Annotated in this window: 22 protein-coding genes; 14 read left to right on the top strand and 8 right to left on the bottom strand. The window is 54.8% G+C overall.

Going from position 1 to position 24,832, the window contains the following annotated elements; all coding sequences use genetic code 11:
• The 8 genes from AC01ZF_RS04050 to AC01ZF_RS04085 form a co-directional block, all read left to right on the top strand.
• Positions 1-2,901, top strand: a 2,901-nt coding sequence (locus AC01ZF_RS04050) for an SdrD B-like domain-containing protein (protein ID WP_476575134.1), incomplete at its 5' end; no start/stop codon positions are given.
• Positions 2,902-3,322: 421 nt separating this feature from the next.
• A complete protein-coding gene (locus AC01ZF_RS04055; RefSeq protein WP_287904481.1) occupies positions 3,323-3,748 on the top strand; it encodes a hypothetical protein in 426 nt (141 codons plus the stop codon).
• Positions 3,749-3,810: 62 nt separating this feature from the next.
• Positions 3,811-5,313, top strand: a complete 1,503-nt coding sequence (locus tag AC01ZF_RS04060) for an ATP-binding response regulator (RefSeq protein ID WP_424674519.1) — start codon at positions 3,811-3,813, stop codon at positions 5,311-5,313.
• A gap of 60 nt (positions 5,314-5,373) precedes the next feature.
• Complete coding sequence (rfbD, locus tag AC01ZF_RS04065) at positions 5,374-6,222, top strand: dTDP-4-dehydrorhamnose reductase (protein WP_424674518.1); 849 nt, start codon at positions 5,374-5,376, stop codon at positions 6,220-6,222.
• Positions 6,219-7,181, top strand: a complete 963-nt coding sequence (locus tag AC01ZF_RS04070; RefSeq protein ID WP_476575135.1) for a glycosyltransferase family 2 protein — start codon at positions 6,219-6,221, stop codon at positions 7,179-7,181. Before rfbD ends, AC01ZF_RS04070 begins: the two co-directional genes overlap by 4 nt.
• A complete protein-coding gene (locus AC01ZF_RS04075; protein WP_424674517.1) occupies positions 7,178-7,963 on the top strand; it encodes a dolichyl-phosphate beta-glucosyltransferase in 786 nt (261 codons plus the stop codon). The genes AC01ZF_RS04070 and AC01ZF_RS04075 overlap by 4 nt, the downstream gene beginning before the upstream one ends.
• Positions 7,963-8,250, top strand: a complete 288-nt coding sequence (locus AC01ZF_RS04080) for a YhbY family RNA-binding protein (protein ID WP_424674525.1) — start codon at positions 7,963-7,965, stop codon at positions 8,248-8,250. Before AC01ZF_RS04075 ends, AC01ZF_RS04080 begins: the two co-directional genes overlap by 1 nt.
• Positions 8,247-8,627 carry a hypothetical protein gene (locus AC01ZF_RS04085; RefSeq protein ID WP_424674516.1) on the top strand — a complete coding sequence of 127 codons (381 nt, stop codon included), beginning with the start codon at positions 8,247-8,249 and terminating at the stop codon, positions 8,625-8,627. The genes AC01ZF_RS04080 and AC01ZF_RS04085 overlap by 4 nt, the downstream gene beginning before the upstream one ends.
• Here AC01ZF_RS04085 and AC01ZF_RS04090 read toward each other — a convergent pair.
• On the bottom strand, positions 8,590-9,045 hold the full coding sequence (locus AC01ZF_RS04090; protein ID WP_424674515.1) for a hypothetical protein: 456 nt from the start codon (positions 9,043-9,045) through the stop codon (positions 8,590-8,592). The two genes, AC01ZF_RS04085 and AC01ZF_RS04090, sit on opposite strands and share 38 nt — an antisense overlap.
• Before the next feature lie 165 nt (positions 9,046-9,210).
• Between AC01ZF_RS04090 and AC01ZF_RS04095 the strand changes: the two genes are divergently transcribed.
• The 3 genes from AC01ZF_RS04095 to AC01ZF_RS04105 all read left to right on the top strand — a co-directional run bounded on the left by AC01ZF_RS04095 (position 9,211) and on the right by AC01ZF_RS04105 (position 14,579).
• A complete protein-coding gene (locus AC01ZF_RS04095) occupies positions 9,211-9,708 on the top strand; it encodes a flavin reductase family protein (RefSeq protein ID WP_428111287.1) in 498 nt (165 codons plus the stop codon).
• A 63-nt stretch (positions 9,709-9,771) separates the two neighbouring features.
• Positions 9,772-13,830: a response regulator gene (locus AC01ZF_RS04100; RefSeq protein WP_476575136.1), complete on the top strand. Its 4,059-nt coding sequence runs from the start codon at positions 9,772-9,774 to the stop codon at positions 13,828-13,830.
• 143 nt (positions 13,831-13,973) lie between these two features.
• Complete coding sequence (locus tag AC01ZF_RS04105; protein WP_424674512.1) at positions 13,974-14,579, top strand: hypothetical protein; 606 nt, start codon at positions 13,974-13,976, stop codon at positions 14,577-14,579.
• 65 nt (positions 14,580-14,644) lie between these two features.
• On the opposite strand, the gene AC01ZF_RS04110 is transcribed toward AC01ZF_RS04105, so the two are convergent.
• The 5 genes from AC01ZF_RS04110 to AC01ZF_RS04130 form a co-directional block, all read right to left on the bottom strand.
• A complete protein-coding gene (locus tag AC01ZF_RS04110; RefSeq protein WP_424674511.1) occupies positions 14,645-15,100 on the bottom strand; it encodes an anti-sigma factor in 456 nt (151 codons plus the stop codon).
• Between the two features lie 3 nt (positions 15,101-15,103).
• A complete protein-coding gene (locus tag AC01ZF_RS04115) occupies positions 15,104-15,778 on the bottom strand; it encodes an RNA polymerase sigma factor (protein ID WP_424674510.1) in 675 nt (224 codons plus the stop codon).
• A 149-nt stretch (positions 15,779-15,927) separates the two neighbouring features.
• Positions 15,928-16,140 (bottom strand): membrane protein insertion efficiency factor YidD, encoded by a 213-nt coding sequence (gene yidD, locus AC01ZF_RS04120; RefSeq protein WP_424674509.1) that lies wholly within the window; start codon positions 16,138-16,140, stop codon positions 15,928-15,930.
• 4 nt (positions 16,141-16,144) lie between these two features.
• On the bottom strand, positions 16,145-16,783 hold the full coding sequence (locus AC01ZF_RS04125; RefSeq protein WP_287904450.1) for a 4-vinyl reductase: 639 nt from the start codon (positions 16,781-16,783) through the stop codon (positions 16,145-16,147).
• A 79-nt stretch (positions 16,784-16,862) separates the two neighbouring features.
• Positions 16,863-17,372 (bottom strand): MogA/MoaB family molybdenum cofactor biosynthesis protein, encoded by a 510-nt coding sequence (locus tag AC01ZF_RS04130; protein ID WP_424674508.1) that lies wholly within the window; start codon positions 17,370-17,372, stop codon positions 16,863-16,865.
• A 300-nt stretch (positions 17,373-17,672) separates the two neighbouring features.
• Here AC01ZF_RS04130 and AC01ZF_RS04135 point away from each other — a divergent pair, with 300 nt between their 5' ends.
• From AC01ZF_RS04135 to AC01ZF_RS04145, 3 genes are read left to right on the top strand one after another with little or no spacing between them, the layout of a single operon-like run.
• Positions 17,673-18,068: a metal-sulfur cluster assembly factor gene (locus AC01ZF_RS04135; protein WP_424674507.1), complete on the top strand. Its 396-nt coding sequence runs from the start codon at positions 17,673-17,675 to the stop codon at positions 18,066-18,068.
• Positions 18,061-18,435, top strand: coding sequence for a hypothetical protein (locus tag AC01ZF_RS04140; protein ID WP_428131952.1), 375 nt, complete (start codon positions 18,061-18,063; stop codon positions 18,433-18,435). Before AC01ZF_RS04135 ends, AC01ZF_RS04140 begins: the two co-directional genes overlap by 8 nt.
• Positions 18,390-19,064 (top strand): amidohydrolase family protein, encoded by a 675-nt coding sequence (locus AC01ZF_RS04145; protein ID WP_476575137.1) that lies wholly within the window; start codon positions 18,390-18,392, stop codon positions 19,062-19,064. The genes AC01ZF_RS04140 and AC01ZF_RS04145 overlap by 46 nt, the downstream gene beginning before the upstream one ends.
• A gap of 128 nt (positions 19,065-19,192) precedes the next feature.
• Here the strand turns inward: AC01ZF_RS04145 and aroQ are convergent, their stop codons facing one another.
• Together aroQ and AC01ZF_RS04155 are read right to left on the bottom strand one after the other, a co-directional pair.
• A complete protein-coding gene (gene aroQ / locus AC01ZF_RS04150; protein ID WP_424674504.1) occupies positions 19,193-19,636 on the bottom strand; it encodes a type II 3-dehydroquinate dehydratase in 444 nt (147 codons plus the stop codon).
• A gap of 37 nt (positions 19,637-19,673) precedes the next feature.
• The gene (locus AC01ZF_RS04155) at positions 19,674-24,824 is read right to left on the bottom strand and encodes a beta strand repeat-containing protein (RefSeq protein ID WP_476575138.1); all 5,151 of its coding nucleotides are present in this window, start codon (positions 24,822-24,824) and stop codon (positions 19,674-19,676) included.
• Positions 24,825-24,832: the final 8 nt, after the last annotated feature.

Genomic DNA, 24,832 nt, shown 5'->3' on the forward strand with positions numbered 1-24,832 from the left:
AATGGGACAACCGGTGCCGGCGTAGCGGTCAACCTGACCACGACCACCGGCGGCGGTGGGTTCTACCGGTTCGACAACCTTACTCCGGGGACATACACGGTGACAGTGAGCCGACCGAGCGGGTACGAGTTCACGGCGGCCAATCAGGGTGCAGATGATGCGGTGGATTCGGACGCTGACCCGACGAGTGGCGCGATGAGCGCGACAGAGTTGGTGTCGGGTGAGGAAGACTTGACGTGGGACGCCGGTCTCTACCAACCGGCTAGCGTGGGCAACTTCGTCTGGCGCGATGTGAACGGCGACGGCGTGCAAGATGCCAGCGAATCCGGTATCAGCGGTGTGACCGTCACTCTGACCGGGGCCGGGCCGGATGGCGTGTTTGGCACGGCGGATGATATCAGCCGAACCATGACCACCGGCAGTAACGGTGAGTACCTCTTTGATAACCTGCCGCCGGGTAGCTACCGGCTGACCTTTAGCGATATTCCGGCTGGATTGACCTTCAGCCCGGCTGATCAAGGCAGCGATGATACCGCTGATAGTGATGTCATCACGAGCGGCGGTGCCACCGATGTCTTTGCACTCACCAGCGGCCAGAGCGATCTGTCGCGCGATGCCGGTCTGTATCCGTTGTTGAGCCTCGGTAATCTGGTCTGGGTCGATACCAACAATAACGGTGTGGTGGATAGCGGCGAGAGCGGTGCGAGCGGGGTGCAAGTCCGGCTCTACCGTGACAGCAACGGCAACGGGACGTGGGATGCGGATGATCTACAAGTGGGTACAACGTGGACTGATAGCAATGGCAATTACCGCTTTGCCGGCTTGCCGCAAGGCAACTACTTCGTGGTCTTGCCGGGACGGCAATTCGGCATCGACGGCTTCTGGTATGGCTATCGCAGCAGCACTGGCGACTTCTCGCTAGCGGCTGGGCCATATGAGCCGGCGCCTGATACCAACACCGATCGCGATAACGACGATAACGGTACGCGACAGGCGGATGCCGACTCGGACTTCAACATCGTCAGCAGCTTGATCGAGCTGCGGCCTGACAGCGAGCCGGATACGGCCGTTGATGGCGACGGGAGCGACAGCAATCTGACCATCGACTTCGGCATCTTCCGGCCGGCGGTGGTGGGTGATACGGTTTGGAGTGACCGCAATGGTGATGGCCGGCAAGACGCCGAAGAGCCGGGAGTGGCGAATGTGCGAGTTACCCTCTACTACGTTGGCACTGACGGCATTGCCGGCACGGCTGACGATATGGAGGTAAGGACGCAGTTCACCGATGGCAATGGCTTCTACGAGTTTACTGATCTGCTGCCGGGCGACTACTATCTGGTCTTTAGTGAATTGCCAACGGGGGCGCGCTTCACCGCTGCCGATCAAGGCGCTGATGACACGGTTGACTCGGATGCTGATCCGGTCACCGGCATGACCGCCGTCTTCTCGCTCGAGGATACGATCGCTTGGGATTGGGACGCCGGTCTGCTCTTGCCGGCCAGTGTGGGTGATCGGGTGTGGCTGGATACTAACGGGAACGGGGTGCAAGATGCTGGCGAGCCGGGGATTACAGGCGTGACCGTGCGGCTAACCGGTACCGACATTGATGGGAACACGGTTGATCGAACCATCGTTACCGATGCGAACGGCACCTACCGGTTTGACAACGTGCAGCCGGGCACGTACACAATCACGGTGATGCCGCCAGATGGGTATGTAATCTCGGCAAAAAATCGAGGTGGTGATGACAGCACCGATTCAGACCTCAATCCGAGCGGGACAACCGATAGTTTCACCATTCTCGGCGGTGATGTTGCACTGACGTGGGACGCCGGTCTCTACCAACCGGCTAGCGTGGGCAACTTTGTCTGGGAGGACGTGAACGGGAACGGGGTGCAAGATACCGGCGAGCTGGGGATTGATGGCGTGACCGTGACATTGAATGGGACAACCGGTGCCGGCGTAGCGGTCAACCTGACCACGACCACCGGCGGCGGTGGGTTCTACCGGTTCGACAACGTGCAGCCGGGTACGTACACGATCACGGTGACGCCACTGACCGGTTATGTGATCACGGCAGCGAATCGGGGCAGTAATGACAACACCGATTCGGACATCGATCCGGTCACTGGTGCCACCACCACCTTCTCTCTCACGAGTGGCACCACCGATCTAACGTGGGATGCCGGATTGTACAAACCGGCGACGTTGGGTAATCGAGTCTGGCACGACCGCAATGCCAATGGCATTGCTGAGAGTGGTGAGGAGGGTGTCAGCGGAGTTACGGTCAGGCTGTATCGGGCTGATGGTACCCTGGTTGATACCGTCGTGACCGATAGTAATGGTCGCTACCTGTTTACCAATTTACCGCCGGGAAGCTACTATCTGGAGTTTGAACTACCGGGTGGCTGGGTCTTTAGCCCACCAATGCAAGGCGGTGACAGGGGACAGGATAGCGATGTCGATCCGAACACGCAGCGCACAGCAATCTTTACGCTCGGTTACAGTGCAACCGATCTCAGTTGGTGGGCAGGTATCCACCAGCCGGTGCCGCCGACAGCGATTACGTTGCTCAGCTTCACCGCCGAGCGCCAGAACAACGGAGTGTTGCTGCGCTGGGTAACCGGTAGCGAGCGGGATACGCTCGGCTTCGTGATCCTGCGCAGTACGAGTGACAATCGGGCAGATGCAGTGCAACTCTTCACGACACCAATTCCGGCACGAGGTAGTGCAGGCGGTGGTGAAAGCTATCAGTGGTTCGACCGCACGGCCCGGCCTGACGTGAGCTATCACTACTGGCTGGTTGAAATCGAGGCTGGCGGTGGGCGTAACGAGTTTGCCCTCCATAGCCCAGTGCTCCAATCCATCTATCGCCTATTGATACCGGTGATCTTGCGTTAAGCATAGACCGGAACAGTGACCAAACCGGTGACCGATCCTCACAATTGCGTGAGGCACGGTCACCGGTTATTTGTGCATGAGCGTGAGTTGAATTGGTGATGATGAGCGAGTCGGGGATCGAACCTGAGCGGCTCAATGGTTCGTTGCTCGTCTTGTTTGCGTGATCTGCTCGTGCTACAAAAAGGGTTTTTCAGACAATTTTTTGATTTTTAAGCAAAAATACATGCCAAAATCGGCTGAATATGTTATAATAGGCAAACAAGATCAAACCTCGATAAAACTCCACAAGAACGGTTGGGAAGGTGTGAGCAAACACCACGCTCAATGAGAGTAGTTGTACGGTTTACACGAGACAACGAGATAGGTACCGAACAAATCAAGAATTGCATATCTGCCTACAGCCAGAGCAGGAGTTGGTGTTATGTATATCCGTTGGGTGGTGAGAAGGCATAAAAATGCCGAGATAGCTAATACCAACTTTCACGATGCATATCTCGTCGAGAGTTATCGTGACGAGCGCGGACAACCGCGCCAGCGCACGATTGCGTACCTCGGCAACATTCGCCAAATCGGTGATGAGTTTCCGACAATTGAGCGCGAATTATTCCTCTTGCGGGCCGACCGGATCCTCGAATCACTCCCTGACCTGACTGAAAGTGATCGGCAAGAGGCACGTGAAGCCCTTCGACGCAAAGTACCGCCACTCACCCGGGACGAGGTAATCCGAGCCTTTACCGCTAATTTAACGTGGTACCGGCAATGGTGGGAGCAGAACGGTTGCCCACTCAGCGATGACGAATTGCTGAGTATCGTTCGTACAACCCGTAGTGGGTTAGAGCCGATTTGAAGTTTGCATAAGGCAACAATTTTGTCACACGCATGGTAATCACTCCATGGTAGGATATAACCATGGAGCAAAATACAATCCTCATAGTTGATGATGATGAGCAGATTCACGATCTGCTCACTGCAATAGTCGCCCCTCTTAGCCTTCGCCTGCTGGTCGTGCAGCGTGGTGACGAGGCACTGCATTTGGCAAGACAATACAAGCCCGATCTCATCTTGCTAGACGTTATGCTGCCCGATATGAGCGGGTTTGAGGTGTGTCGGACATTACGCGAAGACCCCATACTTGCGCAGATTCCGATTGTGATGATTACCGCATTACACGACCGTGAAGCGAAGATCCGCGGGTTTGAAGTCGGTGCTGATGAGTTCATCGCCAAGCCGTTTGATCTCGGCGAGATGCAAGCTCGGATCACGACCATTCTTCGCCTCAACCGCTATCGCCGTCTGTTGCAAGAACAAGCTCGGGTGAATGCCGAACGAGCACGGTTTGAGTGGGTGATTGAGAATTCTGATAGCCCCTACCTCATTGTTGATCGCGATGACCGGATTGTCTATGTCAATGCCTGTGCCCGTTCCTATCTCGGTCTTGCCCCTAACGAGCAATCGTCGCAATCGTTGCGCGAATTGGTTGCGCAGCGTTATCGATTGATCCCACCAGAAGCGTGGGAACGGTGGCCATTGCCGGTCGATATCCAACGCTTTCTCATGCATCCTGAGACGTTACATAGCCCTGAACAGTGGTTGAGTGTCGAAACGGCGATCATCCATCCGTCTGATGATCAAATTGTGGTGACATTCCGAGACATAACTAGAGAAGTTACAACGGAACGTGATATGTGGACCTTTCACACGGCTATCTCGCACAAGTTGCGCACGCCATTAGTGAGTATTATTGGAGGATTGAATATTTTACATGACAATATCGAGCAAATTGACCGCTCAATGGCGCGTAATATTGCCGCGATTGCCCTTAGTGGTGCGCACCGACTGGAAAGTGAAATCAATGATATTCTGCGCTACATTGATAGTCCAAGCGATGCATACCATTTTGATACCTGCACTGTATTCGATCTTCCCAATATGATCGCTACGATTAGTCAAGATTTGCACATCCGAAGTGTAAACCTCAGCCTTGATCCGGAACTTGATACACGGCGGTTACGCATTTCGCGCCGTAGTCTGGAACAGATTTTATATGAGTTATGCGACAATGCTATCAAGTTCCATCCCCAACGTCATCCGGTCATTATGATACGGGTCACGACCAATCCAGACCATGATCAGGTGCGGTTATTGTTTTGTGATGATGGTATCCATCTACCACCTGAGCAACTGCGCAAGATTTGGCAGCCGTACTATCAAGTTGAGCGCAGTTTTACCGGTCAAGTTGAGGGAATGGGGCTAGGATTGGCCCAAGTTGCACGTATTGCACTGGCGTTTGGTGGCAGCTATTGGGTCTGGAACCGGGTCGACCAGCCTGGCCTCTGTATCGAATTGCGTTTCCCCTTTGCTGAAGGTGAACAAAGCAATGTCTCTCCAGTGCCAACGCTACCTTCGAGTTGACGCTATCCGGCTCTTCTGCTACCCTGTTGCTTTAGGTATGTGCGAAGAAGGAGTCGGAGCGTGCGAATTGCGATTACCGGAGCAAATGGTCAGTTGGGGCGTGCATTGATCGCAACGCTCGCCGGTCATCACGATGTTGTCGCGTTGGGTCACGATCAACTCGAGTTGTCCAACCCGGCCACGGTTGATCAGATCGCGAACACGCGGGCAGAGGTTGTTATCCACGCTGCTGCCTATACCAATGTTGACGGCTGTGCTCGTGATCCCCTACTAGCCTATCGGGTAAACGGGTTGGGTACGCGCTATGTGGCGCTCGGTTGCCGTCGAATTGATGCAGCGATGGTCTATATCAGCACCAATGAGGTGTTTGCCGGTACGAGCCATCGTCCATACTATGAAGATGACCCCACCGGACCGATCAATCCCTATGGGCAGAGCAAATTGGCCGGTGAACAGGAAGTTCGTTTTCTCGTGGCGCGCCACTTTATCGTGCGGGTTGCGTGGTTGTTCGGTGGTGAACGTAATTTTGTGCGAACGGTGTTACGCTTAGCCGCTAATCCGCCAAACGGCGTACTCCGTATGGTTGCTGACGAGATCGGCAGTCCGACCTATGCCGGCGATGTAGCGGCAGGTTTGGCGCGCTTGATTACGACCGATTATTATGGAACGTATCATTTTGTCAACGACGGGATATGTTCGCGCTATGAGTTTGCCGCCGAGATCTTGCGCCAAGCGAGGATTGATATGCCGCTGCTACCGATCCGGTTACGTGATTTTCAGCGCGATAGTACCCCGCCACCCTACACACCGTTGGCGAATATCGCCGGGGCTGCACTCGGGATTACCTTCCGTCCGTGGCAGGAGGCCGTTGCCGATTATCTGGAGCGTCTGCGGTCTGCGCACGTATGACCATGATCGATGTCATCATTCCTAATTACAACGGACGTGAGTTATTACCGACGTGCCTCGACTCATTGCGGGCGCAGACACGGCGTGATTTTCAGGTAACGGTGGTTGATGACGCGAGCACCGATGACTCGGTCGCACTGATCCGGTCCCGTTATCCTGAAGTGCAAGTGGTGCAGTTGCCCCAGAATCGCGGTTTTGCGGCTGCCGTCAATGTCGCTTTGGCGCAGACGGATCGGCCGTTTGTGGTACTGCTCAACAATGACACAGAGGCCGATCCACAATGGTTGGCAGCGTTGATCGGTGCGCTCGAACGTTGGCCGCAGTTTGCTTTTGCCGCCTCGAAGTTGCGATTGTTTGATCGGCGTCACGTACTCCATTCAGCCGGTGATTTTTACCGATTGAACGGTGAGCCAGGTAATCGCGGTGTGTGGGAAGTTGATCGTGGTCAATACGATGTATTTGTCGAAGTGTTTGGGCCGTGTGCCGGCGCAGCGGCGTATCGGCGAAGCGCTTTGGAGTTGCTTGCCACAGATGGGTATGTATTCGACGAAGAACTGGTGATGTACTGCGAAGACGTTGATCTGAACTTGCGTGCGCGACGAAGGGGGTTGCGCACGATTTTTGTGCCGACAGCGGTGGTGTATCATCGGCTGAGTGCGAGTGGTGGTGGCGTCTTGGCAAGTTATTATTGTGGCCGCAACATGCCGTTGGTGTGGGTAAAGAATATGCCCACTCCGTTGGCCCGTCGCTATTGGCCAGCTTTGCTTCTTTCCCAACTGCGGTTTGCCCTCCACAGTCTGCGCCATATTCGCGAACCGGCTGCACGGGCACGTTTGCGCGGTCAGTTTGACGGTTTACGTGCGTTACCCCGCTTTCTTGCCCGTCGCGCTGCTAAGGTCCACGAAACAGCCACGTTCATTGCCGCGGTAGATCGCTCTAGCTATGCGAGATTCCCATGACGACCATTGATGCCCCATTCCTATCGATTGTTATTCCTGCCTACAACGAGGAGCGACGCCTACCATCTACCCTCGCAACCATCATGGCGTTTCTCGCCCACGAACCGTATACCGCCGAGGTGATCGTTGTTGATGATGGAAGCGACGATCGGACTGCTGAGATCGCAGCGACAACTCCCGGCGTGACCGTGTTACGCTGCGAGCATCGGGGAAAAGGTTTTGCGGTACGGGCCGGTGCTTTAACCGCGCGGGGTTCGATTATTTTACTCTGCGATGCTGATCTGGCAGTACCGATTGAAGAATGGTCGCGGTTGCGGGCTGCAATTGAGGCCGGTTATCCGATCGCAATTGGCTCGCGTGAAGGTCTCGGTGCATCGCGTGAAGGTGAACCGTGGTATCGTCACGTAATGGGCCGAGTGTTTAACTGGATCATCCAGATGCTTGCCCTACGTGGGATTAACGATACCCAATGCGGCTTCAAGGCATTGCGTCGTGACGTAGCCTGTGATCTCTTTAAACGGATGCGCATTTACGGCGATGATGCCCCGGTGGTCCGTGGTCCGGCCGTCACCGCCTACGATGTAGAATTGCTGTTTCTTGCCCGACGGCGTGGCTATTCGATTGCTGAGATTCCGGTTATTTGGCGCTATGGCGCCGAAACAAAGGTGAACCCATTACGCGATTCGTGGCGTAATCTGCGCGATGTGCTGCGAGTACGCCTCAACGATCTTTGTGGACGTTACGATACGACTTCAGCCCCGGTCGAGGAGGTTGCACCGTGATGAAACCCGCTCAACGTGCGTATTTACGTCGGCTCGCCCATCCGTTGCCGGTGACGGTTATGATCGGTAAGCATGGACTGACTGAAAATGTGCTCTCGAAGATTGAACAAGAACTCGACGCTCACGAATTGATCAAGATGCGCTTTCTTGATTACAAAGATCTGAAAGAGCCGTTGTTAGAGGCGATTGTCGCGACAACAGGTGCTGAATTGGTGGCAACGATTGGTCATACTGCCATTCTCTATCGTCAGCATAGCGACCCGGCACAGAGGAAGATTGTGCTATGAATACGAAAGCCTTACAACGCGGGTTTTGGCTCTCGTTTTGGTCGGTCGTCACTATTATGACGGTGCGGGGGGCGCTTATTCCGGCACGACTGCGCAATCCACGGATCACGAGTCTCAGCGGAATCGGGCCGGTGTATGCAATGCTCAGTTGGGGATATAGTGCAGGCGGCCGACCGGTGAATGTCATTTTTGATTTGCAATTCACCGGTGGCGCCACAGGGAGTGTGACCGTTGATGGTGAAGCGTTGGAAGCCGAGGTGCCATTGATCGGCATAGCACACATCGGCGAGGCTTACACGATTACGGCGACGTTGGTCTACCGCTGGCTTGGGTGGACGTTTACTCGCCAGATGCAGGTGTCGGGTCAGGTTGGTTAGCCTGTGCTTCGAGTTCGGCAATGCGAGCGCGGACTTCTGCGGCTAGTCGCTGCAATTCGCGGTTTACCACATATTGCCATTCTGCCGCTTCGTGATCTTCAAGCGCACCACCACCATATTTGAGTTCCATAGCCAAATGCCATCCCTTCCGTTCCGCGAACTTCTCGATCTCCGCGCAACGGCTCGGTGGCCAACGCCGGCGAATGAACTGGCGAAATGCTCGTTCCATTCGCCCCGATCCGTCAGGATTGAGTGATGGGAGCGAGAAGAATGGCTCCTGATCGCGTGGATCGGGCGCGGTGGCTTTACTGAAGTAGAGGGTGCGCTGGGTGATTGAGTAGCGCCATTCGCCATCGCCATGGTAGTTGCCGGGGTTGTTGGCGATGGCACCGGTCAGCATGCGGTCGGTGATGGTCATAGTGGCACCTGTTCTACACAAACCGATCTTACGACAGTAGCCCGTTCAGTACAGCATAGCACAGAGCCTATAAAGAGACAACTGGGACTTTCACTATTTTACGCTGACACCGAATTGGCGTATACTTCCATAAGGAAGATATTTTGAAATGGGTAGAGCTATTCTATGACGATTGATCCACGAGAGTATCGAGCAACGATCGGTCTCTTTGCCACCGGTGTCACCGTTATTACGGCAGATGATGGTAAACAGGTGCGGGGGATGACGGCTAATTCCTTGACATCGGTTTCCCTCGAGCCACTACTCTTGTTGGTTTGCGTTGACCGTAAGGCACGGATGGCTCCGGTGATTAGTGCAGCAACGCACTTTGCCGTCAATATTCTGCGGACCGATCAGGAAGCGATAGCACGTCATTTTGCCGGGCGTCTACAGCCCGATCTCGAAATCCTATTTACCGAACTAGCCGGGGCGCCGGTGTTGCACGATAGTCTGGCCACACTTGTATGCCGACGTGATCGGATTCTTGATGGTGGTGATCATGTAATCGTTCTTGGTCAGGTCGTTGCGCTCAGACGTGCCCCCGAAGGAGAGCCATTGCTCTATTTTGCCGGCTCATACCGTCAACTAGCAGAGCCGTCGCCAACATTGGCAGCAGCCGATTAGCTGTGCTACGATACACTCTGGTAGTAGAGAAGGCTTTTTTGCCTTCCTACCGGAGTTTTACCTATGGACCGGTTGTACCAGCGCTATCTGTTTGGTTTCAGCCTTGTATATGCTGTACTCATCTGGCTAGACGTACAGCTTGCGTTGGTGCGCTCTGATACCCTATTAGTGTGGTTTGCTACCGGGTTGTCAATCGGTGGCGTATTGGCCTTTGGGAACCGGGCGCTTTGGCCGGTCCTCTTTGGGATGCTCGTCGGATGGAGCGTCGTATGTTGGCAACTAGGCCTTGAGCCGTACCTCCTGATCACCGTGACGATGCTGTTTGCCTTCAGCGCCGTAGGGCAGGCGTGGTTGGCCGGTTGGTTAGTGTGCCGATTTGGTCGTTCACTGCCACCCGCTTCGTTGCGCTGGGGGTTGCATACGTGCGGATTGCTGGCGCTGGCTGTACTACCGGTGCCGGTGTTATGGTTAACGGTACTAACTGCCCTAGATGTGGTGGTGGTATCCGATCTGTGGATCGCTGCTCTCCAATGGTGGCTCAATCTCCTGACCGGCGTTTGGTTGGTCGCACCTTGGGTGGTTTTAGCTGTTACCTATTGGCGACGAAAACCAATACGTGAGCCGTGGCTGTGGCCGGTAAGTAGTCTACTGCTAGCGTTGTTATTGCTTACCCTCCAGCTCGTTTGGCGCGATGCACAGCAGCGTTACGCAACAAAGGTGCAGTCCGAAGCAGACGAAATAGTGAGCGTTATTGATGATCGTTTGCTCCGCTACGAACAGGCGATGCAGAGCCTGAGTGCATTCTTTTATGCGTCACAGTTTGTAGAACAGCACGAGTTTAGTGTTTTTGGGCGCATGATCCTCGAACAACTACCGGCGGTGCAGTCGGTGGGATGGGTGCGTCGGGTACGACAGGCCGAGCGGTTAAACTTTGAGTATGATCAGCAGGAGCGTGGGATACCCGACTTTGTAATTCGCGAACCGGGTGTTACGGGGCCACCAACCGCAGTCCGCGATGAATATTACCCGCTGATCTACGTTGAACCGTTCGCGACTCGTCGTGCATTGTTGGGGATGGATATGGCTATGGAGCCATACCGACGCGATGCGTTGTACCAGGCACGTGATAGTGGACAAGTGGTGATGACAGGGCTGATTCAGCCCTATGCGACCGATGTCGAATCGCCGGCTGTGCTCTTGATCATGCCGGTTTATACGTCTGGCCCACCTCCGCAAACCGTGGAGGAGCGACGGCAACGGATTCAAGGTGTGGTCTTGATGCTCGTATCACCGGCAGAGCTGCTCAAACAGGCGCTACAACCTATCGCTGCCCCCGATTTCGACATCCTTCTGATTGATGCAAGTGCAGTGCCACCTCGTCCCCTCGCCTTTCATTCGTTAGCGACAACGCAGGTCGATACAGTACCCGACCCGGTGAGCTATGTGCGTGAGGCAATCATTATTCACGAACTATCACGTTATGGTCGCGTATGGCAAGTTGCGGTCCGTCCCGGACCGACCTATCCACAGCGTTGGTTAGATGGGGATGCCATACGGCGTAGTGTGTTGGCGGTAGGTAGTGTAGCGATCTTTTTTCTCTTCGTTGGTGTGCGCCAGCGTCACGAAGTTCGCCAGCGTCGGCTCACGCGGACCTACGCCCTGCTTAGTGCCATCAACCAAATGATTATTCGCGAACGTGAACCACTGCGTATCTTTCAGGCAGTCTGCCAAATTGCCGTGAAACAGGGTGGTTTTCGGATGGCGTGGGTAGGGTTACGGAATACGACGAATAACCGTCTTGAGCCGGTTGCAGTTGCCGGTAAGGCAGATGATTATCTTGCCCAACTCGATATTGCGTTAACCGAAGATAATCCCTGTCCCACAGCGCAAGCATTGCTCCTCAAGCAGGCGATCATTGTCAACGATGTTGCTAACGATCGGCGGGTAGCGATATGGCGTGAGTCGGCGTTACGTTTAGGGTATCGTGCATTGGCGAGTTTTCCAATAGTGGTTGATGGTGAAGTATATGCCACGCTCAGTTTGTATGCCGCTCAGCCGGGATTTTTTGATACAGCGGAAGTTAAGTTGCTGAGGGAACTGGTGCAGGATATTGCCTTTGCCATTGTCGTTGGGCGGCAAGAAGCTCAACTACGGGCGAGCGAACAACGGAATCACTTGATCGTTAGTACGTTACCCGATATCGTATTTCGCCTCAACCGGGAAGGACGGATTATCGATGTTGCGGCCAGCAATACGAACAGTTTGCTCAAACCACCGGCAGAAATTCTGAACCAGACGTTGGAAGACTTGAGCGATGTGCTGAGTTCAGAAGTGATTAGCCAGCTTCACTCGGCATTGATAGCCGCTTTTGCCAGCGGCGAACTACAAACGGTGGCGTATGAGATGCTCTTTTCAGGTCAAGAACGCTTCTTCGAGGCGCGGGTCAAAGCCATCCCGACCGGTGATGAAGCGATTGTGCTGATGCGCGACATCACTGCCTGGCGAGTTGCCGAATTGCAGTTGCAAGCCGAGCGTGATTTGTTGGCGCAGCGTGTCGCGGAACGTACTGCCGAACTTAGTCGGGCCAATGCTGAACTGGCCCGGTCGGTGCGGGTCAAAGATGAATTTCTCGCTAATATGAGCCACGAGTTACGCACGCCACTCAACACCATCCTTACCCTGAGTGAGAGCTTGCTGGAAGAATTGCGCGGTCCGCTCAACGAACGGCAACGGGCATCAATCCAATTGATTGAAACGAGTGGTCGTCATCTATTAACGCTCATCAACGATGTGCTCGATGTGGCAAAGATTGAGGCAGGACGGATGGAGCTGGTCAAAGAGGTGGTTGCGGTCAGTGATGTGTGTGAGTCCAGTTTAGTTTTAATTAAAGAACAAGCGGCCAAGAAACAGATTCGGCTGCATTGTGTCATCGATGTTCCGCATACCCGTTTCCTCGCCGATCCGCGTCGTTTGAAGCAGATATTGGTCAATCTGTTGAGCAACGCCGTTAAGTTCACATCGGAAGGTGGTTCGATCGAGTTACGGGTGACTACCGATACGGCGCAAGGAACGATTGCGTTTGCAGTCAGTGATACAGGAATTGGGATTGCACCTGACCAGTTGCCACGACTATTTCAGCCGTTTGTGCAGCTTGACAGCAGTCTCACCCGACAACACGAAGGGACGGGCTTGGGGTTGGCGTTAGTGAGGCGGCTGGCCGATCTTCACGGCGGTAGTGTGAGTGTTACCAGCACGCCGGGATCAGGTAGCGTATTTACCGTCACGTTACCTTACCAACCACTCCAGTATGCGGTATCGAATACTGCGGCAAATGATCCATTACCGCCGGTGCGATCGGCACTGATTATTGAAAGTTCAGCCGTCGTTGCCGAACAACTAGCCCGCTACCTCGCCGATCAAAACATTCAGCCGGTGGTGTGGTTGTATGGTAATGGTGCGGTTGAGCAAGTAGCAGCCGTGCATCCTGATTTAATTGTGCTCAGTGTCGAGATGTCAGATCGCTCCGGCTGGGAGATTCTCGCCGATCTGCAACGTGATCCAGAGCTACGCCGCATTCCCGTGATCCTTGTCTCGGTAGTTGATGAACCGGAGCGAGGTTTTAGTGCAGGCGCTGCGGCGTATCTCGTCAAGCCGATCAATCGGGCGATGCTAAAGCAAGCATTGAGCCAAATCTCGTTTTCGGCTGTCTTACCCGCTGAGCCGGTAGTAGGAAAGGGTAACGGTGCGCGAGTGCTGGTTGCTGAAGACAATGAGATGAATCTCATGGTCTTGAGTGAATATCTGCAAGCTTGTGGTTACGAGGTGTGTGTGGCGCGGAACGGACGTGAAGCGTTACAGATGGCAGCAGAGTGGCAACCGAATCTCATCATTATGGATATCCAGATGCCTGAACTTGATGGCTTAGAGGTCATCCGTCAGTTACGGGCGCAGGCAGTGTATGCGACTACGCCGATCATTGCGGTAACGGCACTAGCGATGCTGGGTGATCGTGAACAGTGTTTGCTGGCCGGTGCAACTGACTATCTCACCAAGCCGATTAGTTTACGTCGGTTGGCTCAACAAATCGAACGATTGCTGACTCACTCGCCACATGCCAGATAATTCCGTTTCATCGGGTAAGCTGCATGTGCTACAATCAGACATAAGATAAGGCCGATGCAGTGCCTTTTTCCTGCGTTCGTATACCCGTACTTCCATCGGCCAATGGCGTTCGGCAACATCACAATCCTCGCGAGGAACGCACTATGTTTACCCGAATCGCGCTCAGCTTGTTGTTAGGGTTTATTTGCGGCACGACCGGTCTGGTCTTTATGCCGGATCTGGCGCGTGTGATGGGGCCATTGATCTGTGTTGGTGAGCTCCAGCCGGTACGCGATGAAGGGTCACTCCATTTTCGTTGCCGCACGGTTAATGGTACTGAGCAGCGACTTGATCTGAGGCAGATGCTACCGTATGCCGTGATCAGCACTTCCTTGCTCCTCATTCCACCGGTACACACAGCGATTCGCCGGTTTGAGCGTCGTTATATACTGATCCGGCAGGCGATGGAGCGTGATCTAGCGACTTCAGTGCCGGTACGTGCCGAGGTATTGAAGGTTGAGATGGTCGGCTCGTACAAACGGGCAATTCTCATGCGGGCGGTTGAACTTGAACTAACGCTATGGGTATATCCACCGGCGAATCGTCCGTATGAAGCACGGGTGCTGTGGCTCGTTGAAGAGACCGGTTTGCCTAAATTGCATCGCGGTACCATGCTCAATGGCCGGATCAACCCGTTGCGGCCACAGCGGGTCTACCCGGACGAAGAGTGGGCCAGCTATCTTTGGTCTGAACCGGTACCGACGGCATAAATGATGGGGTAGGTTGTCCACCTATCCCCACCCTGTCTTACCTCACCTGTTGGTACGATTATCGGCTATTGGTTGTGGGCAAGCTGGTGTTCCGATTGGGCAGCGTCGAGTAGTATCCAGAGAATGACTGCCAGCAATATCCAGTGCAACTGATCACGGATCAGAGCAGCGATACCGATCACTTCGCGGGCAAAGGGCACCATCGTATACAGCATCTGGAGGAAGCGGTCTGGCCATGCTTCCAGTTGAGTGAAGATCGTGTCAATACCAAGCTGGAACCAAAGGATCTGGTAGAAATAGGCTGCGCCAACAATTGAGAGCAGTGACGTTATGACGATCAAACCCAAAGCAAGATAAAGACGCCAGCGCGGCAGTGGTGCATCGGGGGTTGGGGGTACAGTTGCACCGGGCACCAGTTGTAGCAGACGGTTGGTCAGCTCTGGTGGTGCTTCCCACCGCAACTCGTGGCGGAGAGCTGCATCGAGCAATTCTTCTGGTGGTGTTGGCAATGGCGTGCTCATCCTTCACCTCCTCCCCCACCCCGGCAGCAGGCGTAGCGGTGTAATACACAGCAAGTGTTCGTCAGCCGGCTTCTGTGTCGGCTGACGAACAGCACGCGCTGTTGGTGGTTCATCGGCTTGTAACAGTTGGGCTAATCGCTCCTTACCGCGGCGGATGTGACTCTTGACCGTATTGAGCGGTAGGTCAAGGATTTCGGCAATATCGGTATACTTCAGGTCCTCGAAATAATACAGCGTAAGCACCAGCCGGTAATGTGGTTCAAGTTGTTCGAGCGCTCGTCGTACTTCTAGACGTAACTGGTTTAAGTCTAGGGACTGGGCAGGATCGATCAAGCGGTCAGTATCAGCCACCGTATGCAAGGCATCGAACTCATCGTCGTCGGGGGTAGGTGGCACAATCGGCGCTTGCCGTCCACGTCGACGGAGTTCATCGCGGCACAGATTCACGACGAGCCGGTACAGCCATGTGGTAAAGCGACTTTCGCCGTTGTACTGAGGAAGAGTACGAAACAGACGAATAAAAGCCTCTTGGGTCAGATCGGCGGCGTCATCAGCATTTTTCAACACGCTCATCGCGATGCTATAGACATAATGCTGTTGACTAATAATCAGATCGGTCAATGCCTGTTGATCGCCCTGTTGGGCACGCACAATCGTCTCGCGAGATGGTTCAGCCACAGTTCATACTCCTGATACCATCGGCGGTATCACATCCTCGCTGTAGCTCAGAGACAGCGAGCTTGGCTGAAGATATAGACGACGGCGCGGTGGAAAAAGTTGCGCAGAAAAAAACCGAGCGCCGCAGTCACGCGGCGCTCAGAATATGCTTACGGTACCGGATCGTAACCGCCGCGAGCGAAAGGATGGCAGCGAGCAATACGTTTAATCGTCAGCCAGCCACCACGCAAGGCACCGTACTTCTGTATCGCCTCGTAGCCGTAGTGCGAGCAGGTGGGGGTATAGATACAGCTCGGCGGCGTCCACGGCGAGATGGCGACTTGATAAAACCGAATGATTTTTAGAAGTAGCCAGCGGAGCATACGGTTACTCCAATGGATCCTTACCGATAGCAAAGGCGCACGACTCACAATTCCCCTGACCGATACATGAGATCTGCTCAACGGCGAACCGGCGTCCACCGCTCACCCAGGCGGTAGCCTCTTCGAGGATACCACGGGCGATATAGAACACCGGGCCGGGTTCAGGTCGGGTAATGCAGTTTGAGCAGCGGGTAATGTGGTAGACAAAGCGCCCGCGTTCCTCCTCGACATGGCTCGACTGGTCGGAGAAGCGGTCAAATGTTTGGGCAGTGGCGTTCAGCACGATCTTGAGTTTCATGGTGATCGGCATCAGCTTCAGTGCCAAATCCGCCATCCCAAGTAGCGGGCCGAACTCCTTCAGACCAAGCGAGAACGCAACCCGTCCGGCGCGCAACTCAAGACCGCGTGCTCCACGCGGCCCGTACATCGTGCCGAGCGCGACCGAATACTTCGAGATAGCCTCAAAGGGAAACTCGCGCTTCAAGTCGTTTGGCGGATAGGCATCGATGTACTGGTGCAGATCGGCAAGCCGGAGCAGGGCCTTCACGCCGTTCTGACCCATGACTTCCTCCAGCGACAGGAAGCAGAGTCGGCCGATCTTGTTAGGGTAGTACAGGCCGCGGAAGGCTTCTACTGACGTCATGGGTTCTCTGGCTCCTTCTCACAGCAACGAAGAGAACGATTTGTTCCACGAATGCTCATACTATAACAGAAAATCGCTATTAGCGCACCGTCTCCCATACCAAATGCGCTAGTTCGGGCAAGATGAGGCGTTCCATGCCGAGCTGGACGGCGTTAGGTGAACCCGGTAGACAAAAGATCAGTGTTTCACCGAAGACACCGGCAGTTGCACGTGAGAGCATTGCTGCCGGCCCAATTTCGGCGAAGGAGAGCATGCGGAATAGCTCACCAAAGCCGGGCAACCGTTTCTCGAGCAAGGCATCAATCGCTTCAAAGGTGCTGTCACGTCGGGCAATTCCGGTGCCGCCGTTGGTGATGATAACTTTACACCCTTCAGCAGCAAAACGACGCACCATCTCTACGATCTGCGCCGGCTCATCTCGCACCACGGCATATTGTACCACATTATGACCGGCTTGCGTCAATGTAGTACGAATAAAGTGCCCACTTTCATCGGTGGCTTCAGTACGGCTATCGCTAATCGTGAGGACTGCACAAGGAATGGATGCCGTTTGTGCTGCTGCCGACTGACGGTGTTCTTGGTGACCCATAGGATAGCCCTCGCCGTTGGTTAACTTGCTGTATCCTACCATATTTTGGGCAGATGTGCCAATGCGAGAACGACAAGCACGCAGTTGGTATACTGTCGCAATCAGTTCTCGATAAATGTGATAAACACTGAGGCAAATTTCTGCACTGTTATCTTGCAAATACCTTGTATTCCAAATCGGAATGTGATATAGTTGTCTCAGATCTCATCCCATCTTCACCCCTAATATTCCACAGCGTAGCGTTCCTCCTTTGCGTTCTCTCCTCGATTCGGTATTCGGCCTGCATCGGTGGAGGTGTCAATGTTAGCAACCACAACGGTTGGTGTCGATCACGATGAGGTGATAGCCGCTCTACGGCGCTGTTACGACCCATGCTGCAAGGAGCGACAGGTGAGTGTCGTCGATATGGGGCTGGTTGAGCGGGTAACGGTTGACGGTACACAGGTGGGGATCGATATTATTCTTACCACCGGTTGGTGTCCGTTTGCCGTTCATCTGCTGCAAATGATGGAAGAGGAGGTGAAGCGACTGCCCGGGGTCGAGCATGTGCAGGTGAACATTACGTGGGATACACCTTGGTCACCGGAACGGATGTCAGCTTTAGCCCGTGAACGGTTGCGGTTGCCACTTGAACAGTTGCTACCACTACGTGAAGCTCGGCTGCGGAGTGCGCAACAGGAGGTGCGCAATGATTGAAGACGCCTTTGTGTTCGATTGTGTCTGTCACGTGTTTAATTTTGATAAATCGAATGCGTTCGGCAAACCGGGTGAGATGTTTATTGATCATCTCTACGCCTTTCACCAAGTGCTGAATGCGCCCGGTGAGAAGACCCTCAGCCCCGAAGAGTATATGCGCCAGTGGCATCCTGAAGAGATCGGGCGCATGGTGTTTGATGAAAGCCCGACCGATATGATCGTCGCCCAACCGCTGCCGCTGACCGATTTGTTCAAAGATGGCTTGTCGTCGTGGGAGCGGTGCGCCGAGATGGCACGGCTCTACCCGGATCGAGCCATCTTTTGGGGACGATTAATCCCCTCGAGGGCAAAAAAGCGCTCGATCTGATGGAGATTCAGGTGAAGGAGTATGGCGCACGCGGGTTTAAGCTCTATAATGTCCGCTACGATTATGGTCAGCCCTTCCCATGGCGGATGGATGACCCACGAGTCGCCTTTCCAATCTTCGAGAAGGCGCTGGAATTAGGTGTCAATATCATCGGTGTGCATAAGGGCGTGCCGCTTGGCCCACAACCCATCGAACATACCCAAGCATGGGATATGGATGGTGCGGCGGCGAATTTCCCCGAGATTAACTTTATCATCTTCCACGTTGGCTTACCCTTCATCGATGAGGTGTGCTGGCAGTTGGTGCGCTATCCGAACCTCTATGCCTCGATTGCGGCAACGGTCAATTTCGTAACGCGGTCGCCGCGGGTGTTTGCCGAGACGATGGCGAAGCTGCTCTTCTGGTGCGGCGAGGATAAGATTATCTACGGTGGTGAGACGCCGATCTGGCATCCACGTGGTGCACTCAAGGCGTTCTGGGAGTTTGAACTGCCCGAAGATATTGTTGAAGGCTATGGTTGTGGCCAGTTAACGAAAGAGGCGAAGAAGAAGATTTTGGGCTTGAATCTGGCCCGCCTGCACGGGATTGACGTTGAGGAGAAGAAACGTAGCCTCGGTTTGGCAGCGTGACGAGTGACGGCTCCACGATGAGGTGAGGTACCGGCGGGTGCCATCTGTGGCAAGAGGGGTGATCGTCGGTTCACCCCTCTTGCGTTCTTTCGGTGTTGTGTTGGTGGTGCATAAGGCCACCGATACTGTTACGTGTCACGTAGCTCAGTTAATAACCATTCCAGCGCTAAGAGATACCCTCGCCAACCCAACCCGGTAATCTGACCACGTGCAATCGGGGCAATGACCGAGGTGTGACGAAACGCTTCGCGTTGATAGACGTTCGACAGATGAACCTCGATGATCGGCGTCGAAAGCATAGCAAGGGCATCACGCAAGGAGAGGCCATAATGCGTGAGGGCGCCCGGATTGATGATAATGCCCTGTGCATCCCAACCGTGGCGTTGAATGGCGTCGACGAGTTCCCCTTCGTGGTTCGATTGAATGCAGATGACCTGAACATCTGCCTCGGCACCACGCTGTTGGAGGGCGGTGTTGATGTCGGCCAGCGTGGTGGTGCCGTAGATGTGGGGTTCACGTCGGCCCAACATGTTCAGGTTGGGGCCGTGAATTACGAGAATGGTAGCTGTCATCACCGTGTTCTCTTTGGTATTGTTTCCAATTGATGATTTAGCGACTTACCAGTGGTATAAAGATCGGTTCGCCAAACATATCTGCCCGATAGAGATAGATCATTGAAAGCCGAATCCTACTCTGTTGTGACGGATCGCGCCGCGATGTCGCAGTGAGCACCAGGTCGTGGCGCAGTGCTGCCGGCTGGATCGGCGGGAGGTTGACGATGACCCTGATCCCAACATCGCGTTGGCCGCCGTTGAGGGTAATTTCGTTGGGGATCACCGTCACCCCGAACCTACTATCCAGCCCACTCACTGTCAGATCGAAGGTGTCGAGCGCATTGCCCAGATTTTCGAGTTCGATCCCACTAAAAGTGAGCCGGTTGATCCCAGACGGGATGCCACGTAGACGGTCACTGCTCAGTACGACACCGGTTACCAGCCCTACCCTCACCCGATCGAGCACACTTGCTTTGACCGACGGATCACTGCGAGAGATAGCAGTGACTCGCAAATTGCTCAGCACGGTATCGGCAGCAAGACCTGCTGGTAAGGTTAACAAGACCGCAATTTCACGACTTTCACCCGGTCCTAAATCAATTTGGTTCGGTGTCGCAATGGCGCTTAATCCGTCGCCTTGAAGTGCGGTAATAGTGTACGAATCGGCGCTGAAACCGATGTTGCGTACCGTGTGCGTAATGACGGTAGTCATGTCGGGTAATGCGATCACGTTACGTTCTGGTTCGATTACTACATTCCGTAAAGCACCGACTTGGATGGTGTGCTCGGCGCTTGCCAGTATGGTTGTGTCGCCGGTGGCGCGGGCAGTAACGGTGATCAGATTGCTGGTACCGGGTGGTGCGGTGGCAGGGACAGTGACAGTCACCGTAATGAGCATACTGCTTCCCGGCGTGAGGACGGGCGTGGTGACCGGTTCGATGACCGGTGCTGACCAACCGGGATCGGCACTCTGGGCGGCCAAATCATAGGCAGTAGTGGTTGAGCCGCTGTTCTGGAGGGTGTGGGTCAAGACAACGGTTGCGCCCGGCGTACTGTTCACCGTTGTGCCCGGCGAGAGTACAGCTCCGTTCACCGCATTGACGGTGACGCTATCAGCAACATCGGCATATACTGTCGGATTGCCTTGCGAGGTGGCGCGGATGGCGGCGGTTGCGGTTGCGCCGGCGGCGATGCCGGTTGGAACCGTGATCTGCACGGTCACCGTGATACTGGCATTACGCGCAAGGATAGGCGTCGCCACCGGATCGACCGTCGCCGTCCAGCCGCTCGGTAACCCGCTGAGGCTGAGGGTGAAGCGGTCGGGTGCATTGCCGGTGTTGGTCAAGGTGTGGGTAAAGGTGACGGTTGCCCCCGGATCGGCATTCGCATTGAGCGGGGTGGGCGCGAAGCTCAGATTGCGGATCGTCGTCACCGTTACCGTGGCGGTTGTACTCGCCGTGCTATCGGGTGCAGGCGGGGTCTGGCCGCCGTTACGGGCAATTGCACGCACTTCGATTAGCGTATCGCCGCCATCAGCCGTCGCTGGCACATCTACTTGTAAGGTGTATGTACAGGTGCTGCTATTGGTCGGCACTGGCGAGGGGCAGGTGGTGCTGCTACCGGCGAGGTTCCAGCCGGTAGGTAAGGTTTGCTCAAAATCAAACGGGGCCGGCGCATTGCCGCCGTTGCGCACGGTGATAGTGATCGTTGCCGTCGCACCGGGATCAACCGGGTTAGGGGCCACGATTGGCGTACCCACAAAGATCGGCGTGCCGCCGCCGATGACCTGCGCCGTGCCAGTCGCCGTGCGGTTGGCTGGCGGGTTAGCGCCGCTGGTGACACCGGCTTGGACGGTAAAGTTGTAGAAGCCAACCGGCTCACTGGCGCCAGCGGTAACGGTGAGAGTGATCGGGCGCGATTGTCCGGCGGCCAAGATGAAGTTGCTGGCTGGGGCGGCGGCAAACGTCAGGCTGGAAGCGGGAGTTGTGCCGGTCGGTGGTGTGATGAGAAAGGTATCGGTAAAGTTGCCGGTGTTGGTCAGCACATAGCTAAACTCAACCGAACTGCCCGGTGTCAATTGGCGGGTGGTTGGGTCCAGAGCAGTAAACTCGAAGCTGCGCACCACCGGAACGCGCACAGTATCGGTCGTCGGCGGATCGCTCTGCTCCGTGAAGATCTGCGTGCCCTGCTGACTCACCGCGCGCACGCGGAATGCAAACGGGTAATCACCGGCAATGAGGGTTCCACTATCCGGTACATTGACGACAATGGTGAGTGTCGTCGTGGCACCGGCAGTCAGTGTTGTGCTGCCGAATGTAGCCGAAACAATACTCCATCCGGTCGGTGGCGTACCGCTGAATGCCGGTAAGCCGCTGCTGCCGTCAGGTCGGATCACGCTGAGATTACCGGTCAACTGGCCGGTATTGGTCACAGTATGGGTAAAAGTGATCGTATTCCCGCTGCGTTCGATAATGTAACCGGGCGAGACTACCGGTTGCGCGGGAGTAATGGTCGCGGCTTGGGCAACGGTCGTTAGGGTGATACTGTTCGAGACCGTTTGATCGCTGCGTGCGGTAACAGTCGTGGTGTCGGTATCACCGGCTGCCGCTGTAAACGGCACGAGAACGCCGATCAGTATCTCGGTGCTGCCTTGGGGTGGCACCTCGACCAGAGCGGGACCGCTCGTCCAGCCGCGATCGCTGGTAAGGTTTAAGGTATAGGTACGGGTGACCGATGCAGTATGGCTAAGAGTCAACGTGTACGTCGATGTGCTACCGATACTCACAACCCGACTACTGCCACCGGTCACGGTGAGCGTAGCGGTTGGTGTGGCACAGGCATCGGTGGCACTGACGTTGAGCGCGTTGGAGAACGGTGAACTATTGCCGGTTGTCGGATTGTGGACGGTAGCGGTGATATAACCAAGACAACCGGTAACGTTGGCGCTGAAACTGCCGCCGGTTGTCGTCGTAACGCTGGTCAAGAAGACCGGCCCCTCCCGATCGCGGTCGGTAATACTGGCGCTGGTGGTAAAGATTTCGACTACGCAGTTTGCTCCGCAGCCCGTCGATCCGGTGACAATTGGCGAACCGGCGGTAATCGGGTTGAAGGTTGGCGCGACTAACCCACCGTTAGCTCCACTACCAAGGCTAATACCGTCACCTTCGTTATTTTGGGTCGTGTTGCGCGAGATCAATACTCCCGAAATACTGTTGGCGACAAAGATACCATGACCGAAACTTAACCGACCATTGCGCACCAATCGGTTGCCGATTAGTTGGTTGTTGCTACTGTTAACGGTAATGCCGTGAGCGGTACTGAAGGGGTTTACATTAGCCTGGCCGGTAAAGGCGATAAGGTTATTTTCAATTCGATTATTACTACCACTATTGAGTTGGATACCATCTTTACGAGTAGTCGTACCACTTCCCGGTGTCTCGCTACTCGAAGCGCGGACACCGATACGGTTACCAACGATCAGATTACTACTCGCATTATTACGTATATTGATGCCGCGGTCGACGCCACCAATGAGATTGTTACGTACTGTCGTATTACTGACGCCACTTAGTCGTAATCCTTCACTCTCGGCAACAATGCTGCTGGCAAGGATGCCGTTACCATCAGCCCGCACACCGAGATAGTTCCCCTCTACGATGTTGCTGTTAGCGGTACAGGTAGTGCATGGTTCGATCAATACCGCTGCCCCCGATCCGGTATAAGCAAAGTTACCGGCGGCGATCACATTACGGTCGGACGGGTTGGGTCCGCCGATCTGCGAATTACTACCGTTCTCAATATAGACCGTGGCGTCACCAGTACCGTAGCCAACAGTTGGTTGGTTGATAGTGGTGGTGGTTGTTTGGGAACCAGTTGGATCGGTACCCAGATAGTTGCCCCGCACAATCGTGTTACCGGATCGAATGCGGATCGCATTCGTGCGCGCACCGACAATCACGTTGCCCGGCCCGATAACGGTGTTTACACTGTTGCGTCCAACGAAAACACCTTCACCACCGTTCACTTGATTGATCGTGCCGTTACCGACCGGGAAGGGATTACCACCTGCATTGAGGGCAACACCGATCCAGTTCCCGACAATAGTCATAGGGCCGGTCGCGAATTGGGTATCGCTGATCACAATCCCGCCGTTGGTGTTGCCGCTAATATAATTTCGCCCACCCACCGGGTCAATTGGATCACCGATCACCGTGTCGATTGCACCGTACACAGCGCCGCCCGAAACTAAAATACCGATCCGGTTGGCAATAACCGTACCGGTAGGTGTAACGCCGATCCAGTTGCCGGTAATCCGGGTAGTACGTGGAATGCTGGGCGAGCCGGCGCTTGTCGAGTTGCTAAAGAGCACAATACCGGCAGCGTTGGAACCGAGATAACCACCGATCACATTACCACTGATAATGGTGTCGCGGGCATATTGCTCAATAGCGATACCACCGAGGTTTGTCGTTAACGGTGTGACCGGTAGGGCGGCATCGCCGGCAACGGTCGTGCCGATGTAGTTGCCAAGGATTTGGTTACCACTAACGAAGGCAGTGCTCGTGGTATTACCAATCGAAATATCGGCAATGACATTACCACTTATGACATTACGATCAGACGGATCACCGGTTCCGATCCGGTTATTGCTTGCGCCACCATCGACGAGGATACCATACCCCGTGTTCGGTTCAGGCAAACCGTTCAGATGGCCGATCCAGTTATTAGCGATCAGATTGTTCTGCGCATTGTTATACAGGTAAATACCGGCACCGCCGACACTGGTACCGCGACTAAAGCGGATAATCACCAGTCCGCGAATAACGTTGTTATTGGATGCGATGCCCAAACCATGCGCTGGGATCGGGGTATCGTTAGCGTCACGCAACTGTTCGCCGCTGATGACCACCGTATGCCCATTGCCACCGTCAATCGTGGTATTGCCTTCGGTTAGTGGTGGTAGCCCGGCGTTTTGGATGTAGATCGTTCCGCTCACGCTAAAGGTGATCGTGTCGGGGATACCATTACTGTTCGCGGCATTGATAGCTTCGCGCAGTGTACATCCGTTGGCACTGGTGGTACAAGTCCCGTCGTCGGTGTCGGCCAGTGAGTTAACTACAAATGCAGCGGCGTAGACCGGTTTGGTTGTAGGCAACAAGCCGATCAAGATAATTATCAGGATGGCAACGTGCAGATGACGGTGCATAGGGCCAT

This window comes from Chloroflexus sp. (assembly GCF_056331925.1).

Bases quoted from the DNA above. Each gene is read 5' to 3' on its own strand.
- AC01ZF_RS04055 (WP_287904481.1), top strand. From the start codon at position 3,323: ATGTATATCCGTTGGGTGGTGAGAAGGCATAAAAATGCCGAGATAGCT.
- AC01ZF_RS04060 (WP_424674519.1), top strand. From the start codon at position 3,811: ATGGAGCAAAATACAATCCTCATAGTTGATGATGATGAGCAGATTCAC.
- AC01ZF_RS04070 (WP_476575135.1), top strand. From the start codon at position 6,219: ATGACCATGATCGATGTCATCATTCCTAATTACAACGGACGTGAGTTA.
- AC01ZF_RS04075 (WP_424674517.1), top strand. From the start codon at position 7,178: ATGACGACCATTGATGCCCCATTCCTATCGATTGTTATTCCTGCCTAC.
- AC01ZF_RS04080 (WP_424674525.1), top strand. From the start codon at position 7,963: ATGAAACCCGCTCAACGTGCGTATTTACGTCGGCTCGCCCATCCGTTG.
- AC01ZF_RS04085 (WP_424674516.1), top strand. From the start codon at position 8,247: ATGAATACGAAAGCCTTACAACGCGGGTTTTGGCTCTCGTTTTGGTCG.
- AC01ZF_RS04090 (WP_424674515.1), bottom strand. From the start codon at position 9,045: ATGACCATCACCGACCGCATGCTGACCGGTGCCATCGCCAACAACCCC.
- AC01ZF_RS04095 (WP_428111287.1), top strand. From the start codon at position 9,211: ATGACGATTGATCCACGAGAGTATCGAGCAACGATCGGTCTCTTTGCC.
- AC01ZF_RS04100 (WP_476575136.1), top strand. From the start codon at position 9,772: ATGGACCGGTTGTACCAGCGCTATCTGTTTGGTTTCAGCCTTGTATAT.
- AC01ZF_RS04105 (WP_424674512.1), top strand. From the start codon at position 13,974: ATGTTTACCCGAATCGCGCTCAGCTTGTTGTTAGGGTTTATTTGCGGC.
- AC01ZF_RS04110 (WP_424674511.1), bottom strand. From the start codon at position 15,100: ATGAGCACGCCATTGCCAACACCACCAGAAGAATTGCTCGATGCAGCT.
- yidD (WP_424674509.1), bottom strand. From the start codon at position 16,140: ATGCTCCGCTGGCTACTTCTAAAAATCATTCGGTTTTATCAAGTCGCC.
- AC01ZF_RS04125 (WP_287904450.1), bottom strand. From the start codon at position 16,783: ATGACGTCAGTAGAAGCCTTCCGCGGCCTGTACTACCCTAACAAGATC.
- AC01ZF_RS04130 (WP_424674508.1), bottom strand. From the start codon at position 17,372: ATGGGTCACCAAGAACACCGTCAGTCGGCAGCAGCACAAACGGCATCC.
- AC01ZF_RS04135 (WP_424674507.1), top strand. From the start codon at position 17,673: ATGTTAGCAACCACAACGGTTGGTGTCGATCACGATGAGGTGATAGCC.
- AC01ZF_RS04140 (WP_428131952.1), top strand. From the start codon at position 18,061: ATGATTGAAGACGCCTTTGTGTTCGATTGTGTCTGTCACGTGTTTAAT.
- aroQ (WP_424674504.1), bottom strand. From the start codon at position 19,636: ATGACAGCTACCATTCTCGTAATTCACGGCCCCAACCTGAACATGTTG.
- AC01ZF_RS04155 (WP_476575138.1), bottom strand. From the start codon at position 24,824: ATGCACCGTCATCTGCACGTTGCCATCCTGATAATTATCTTGATCGGC.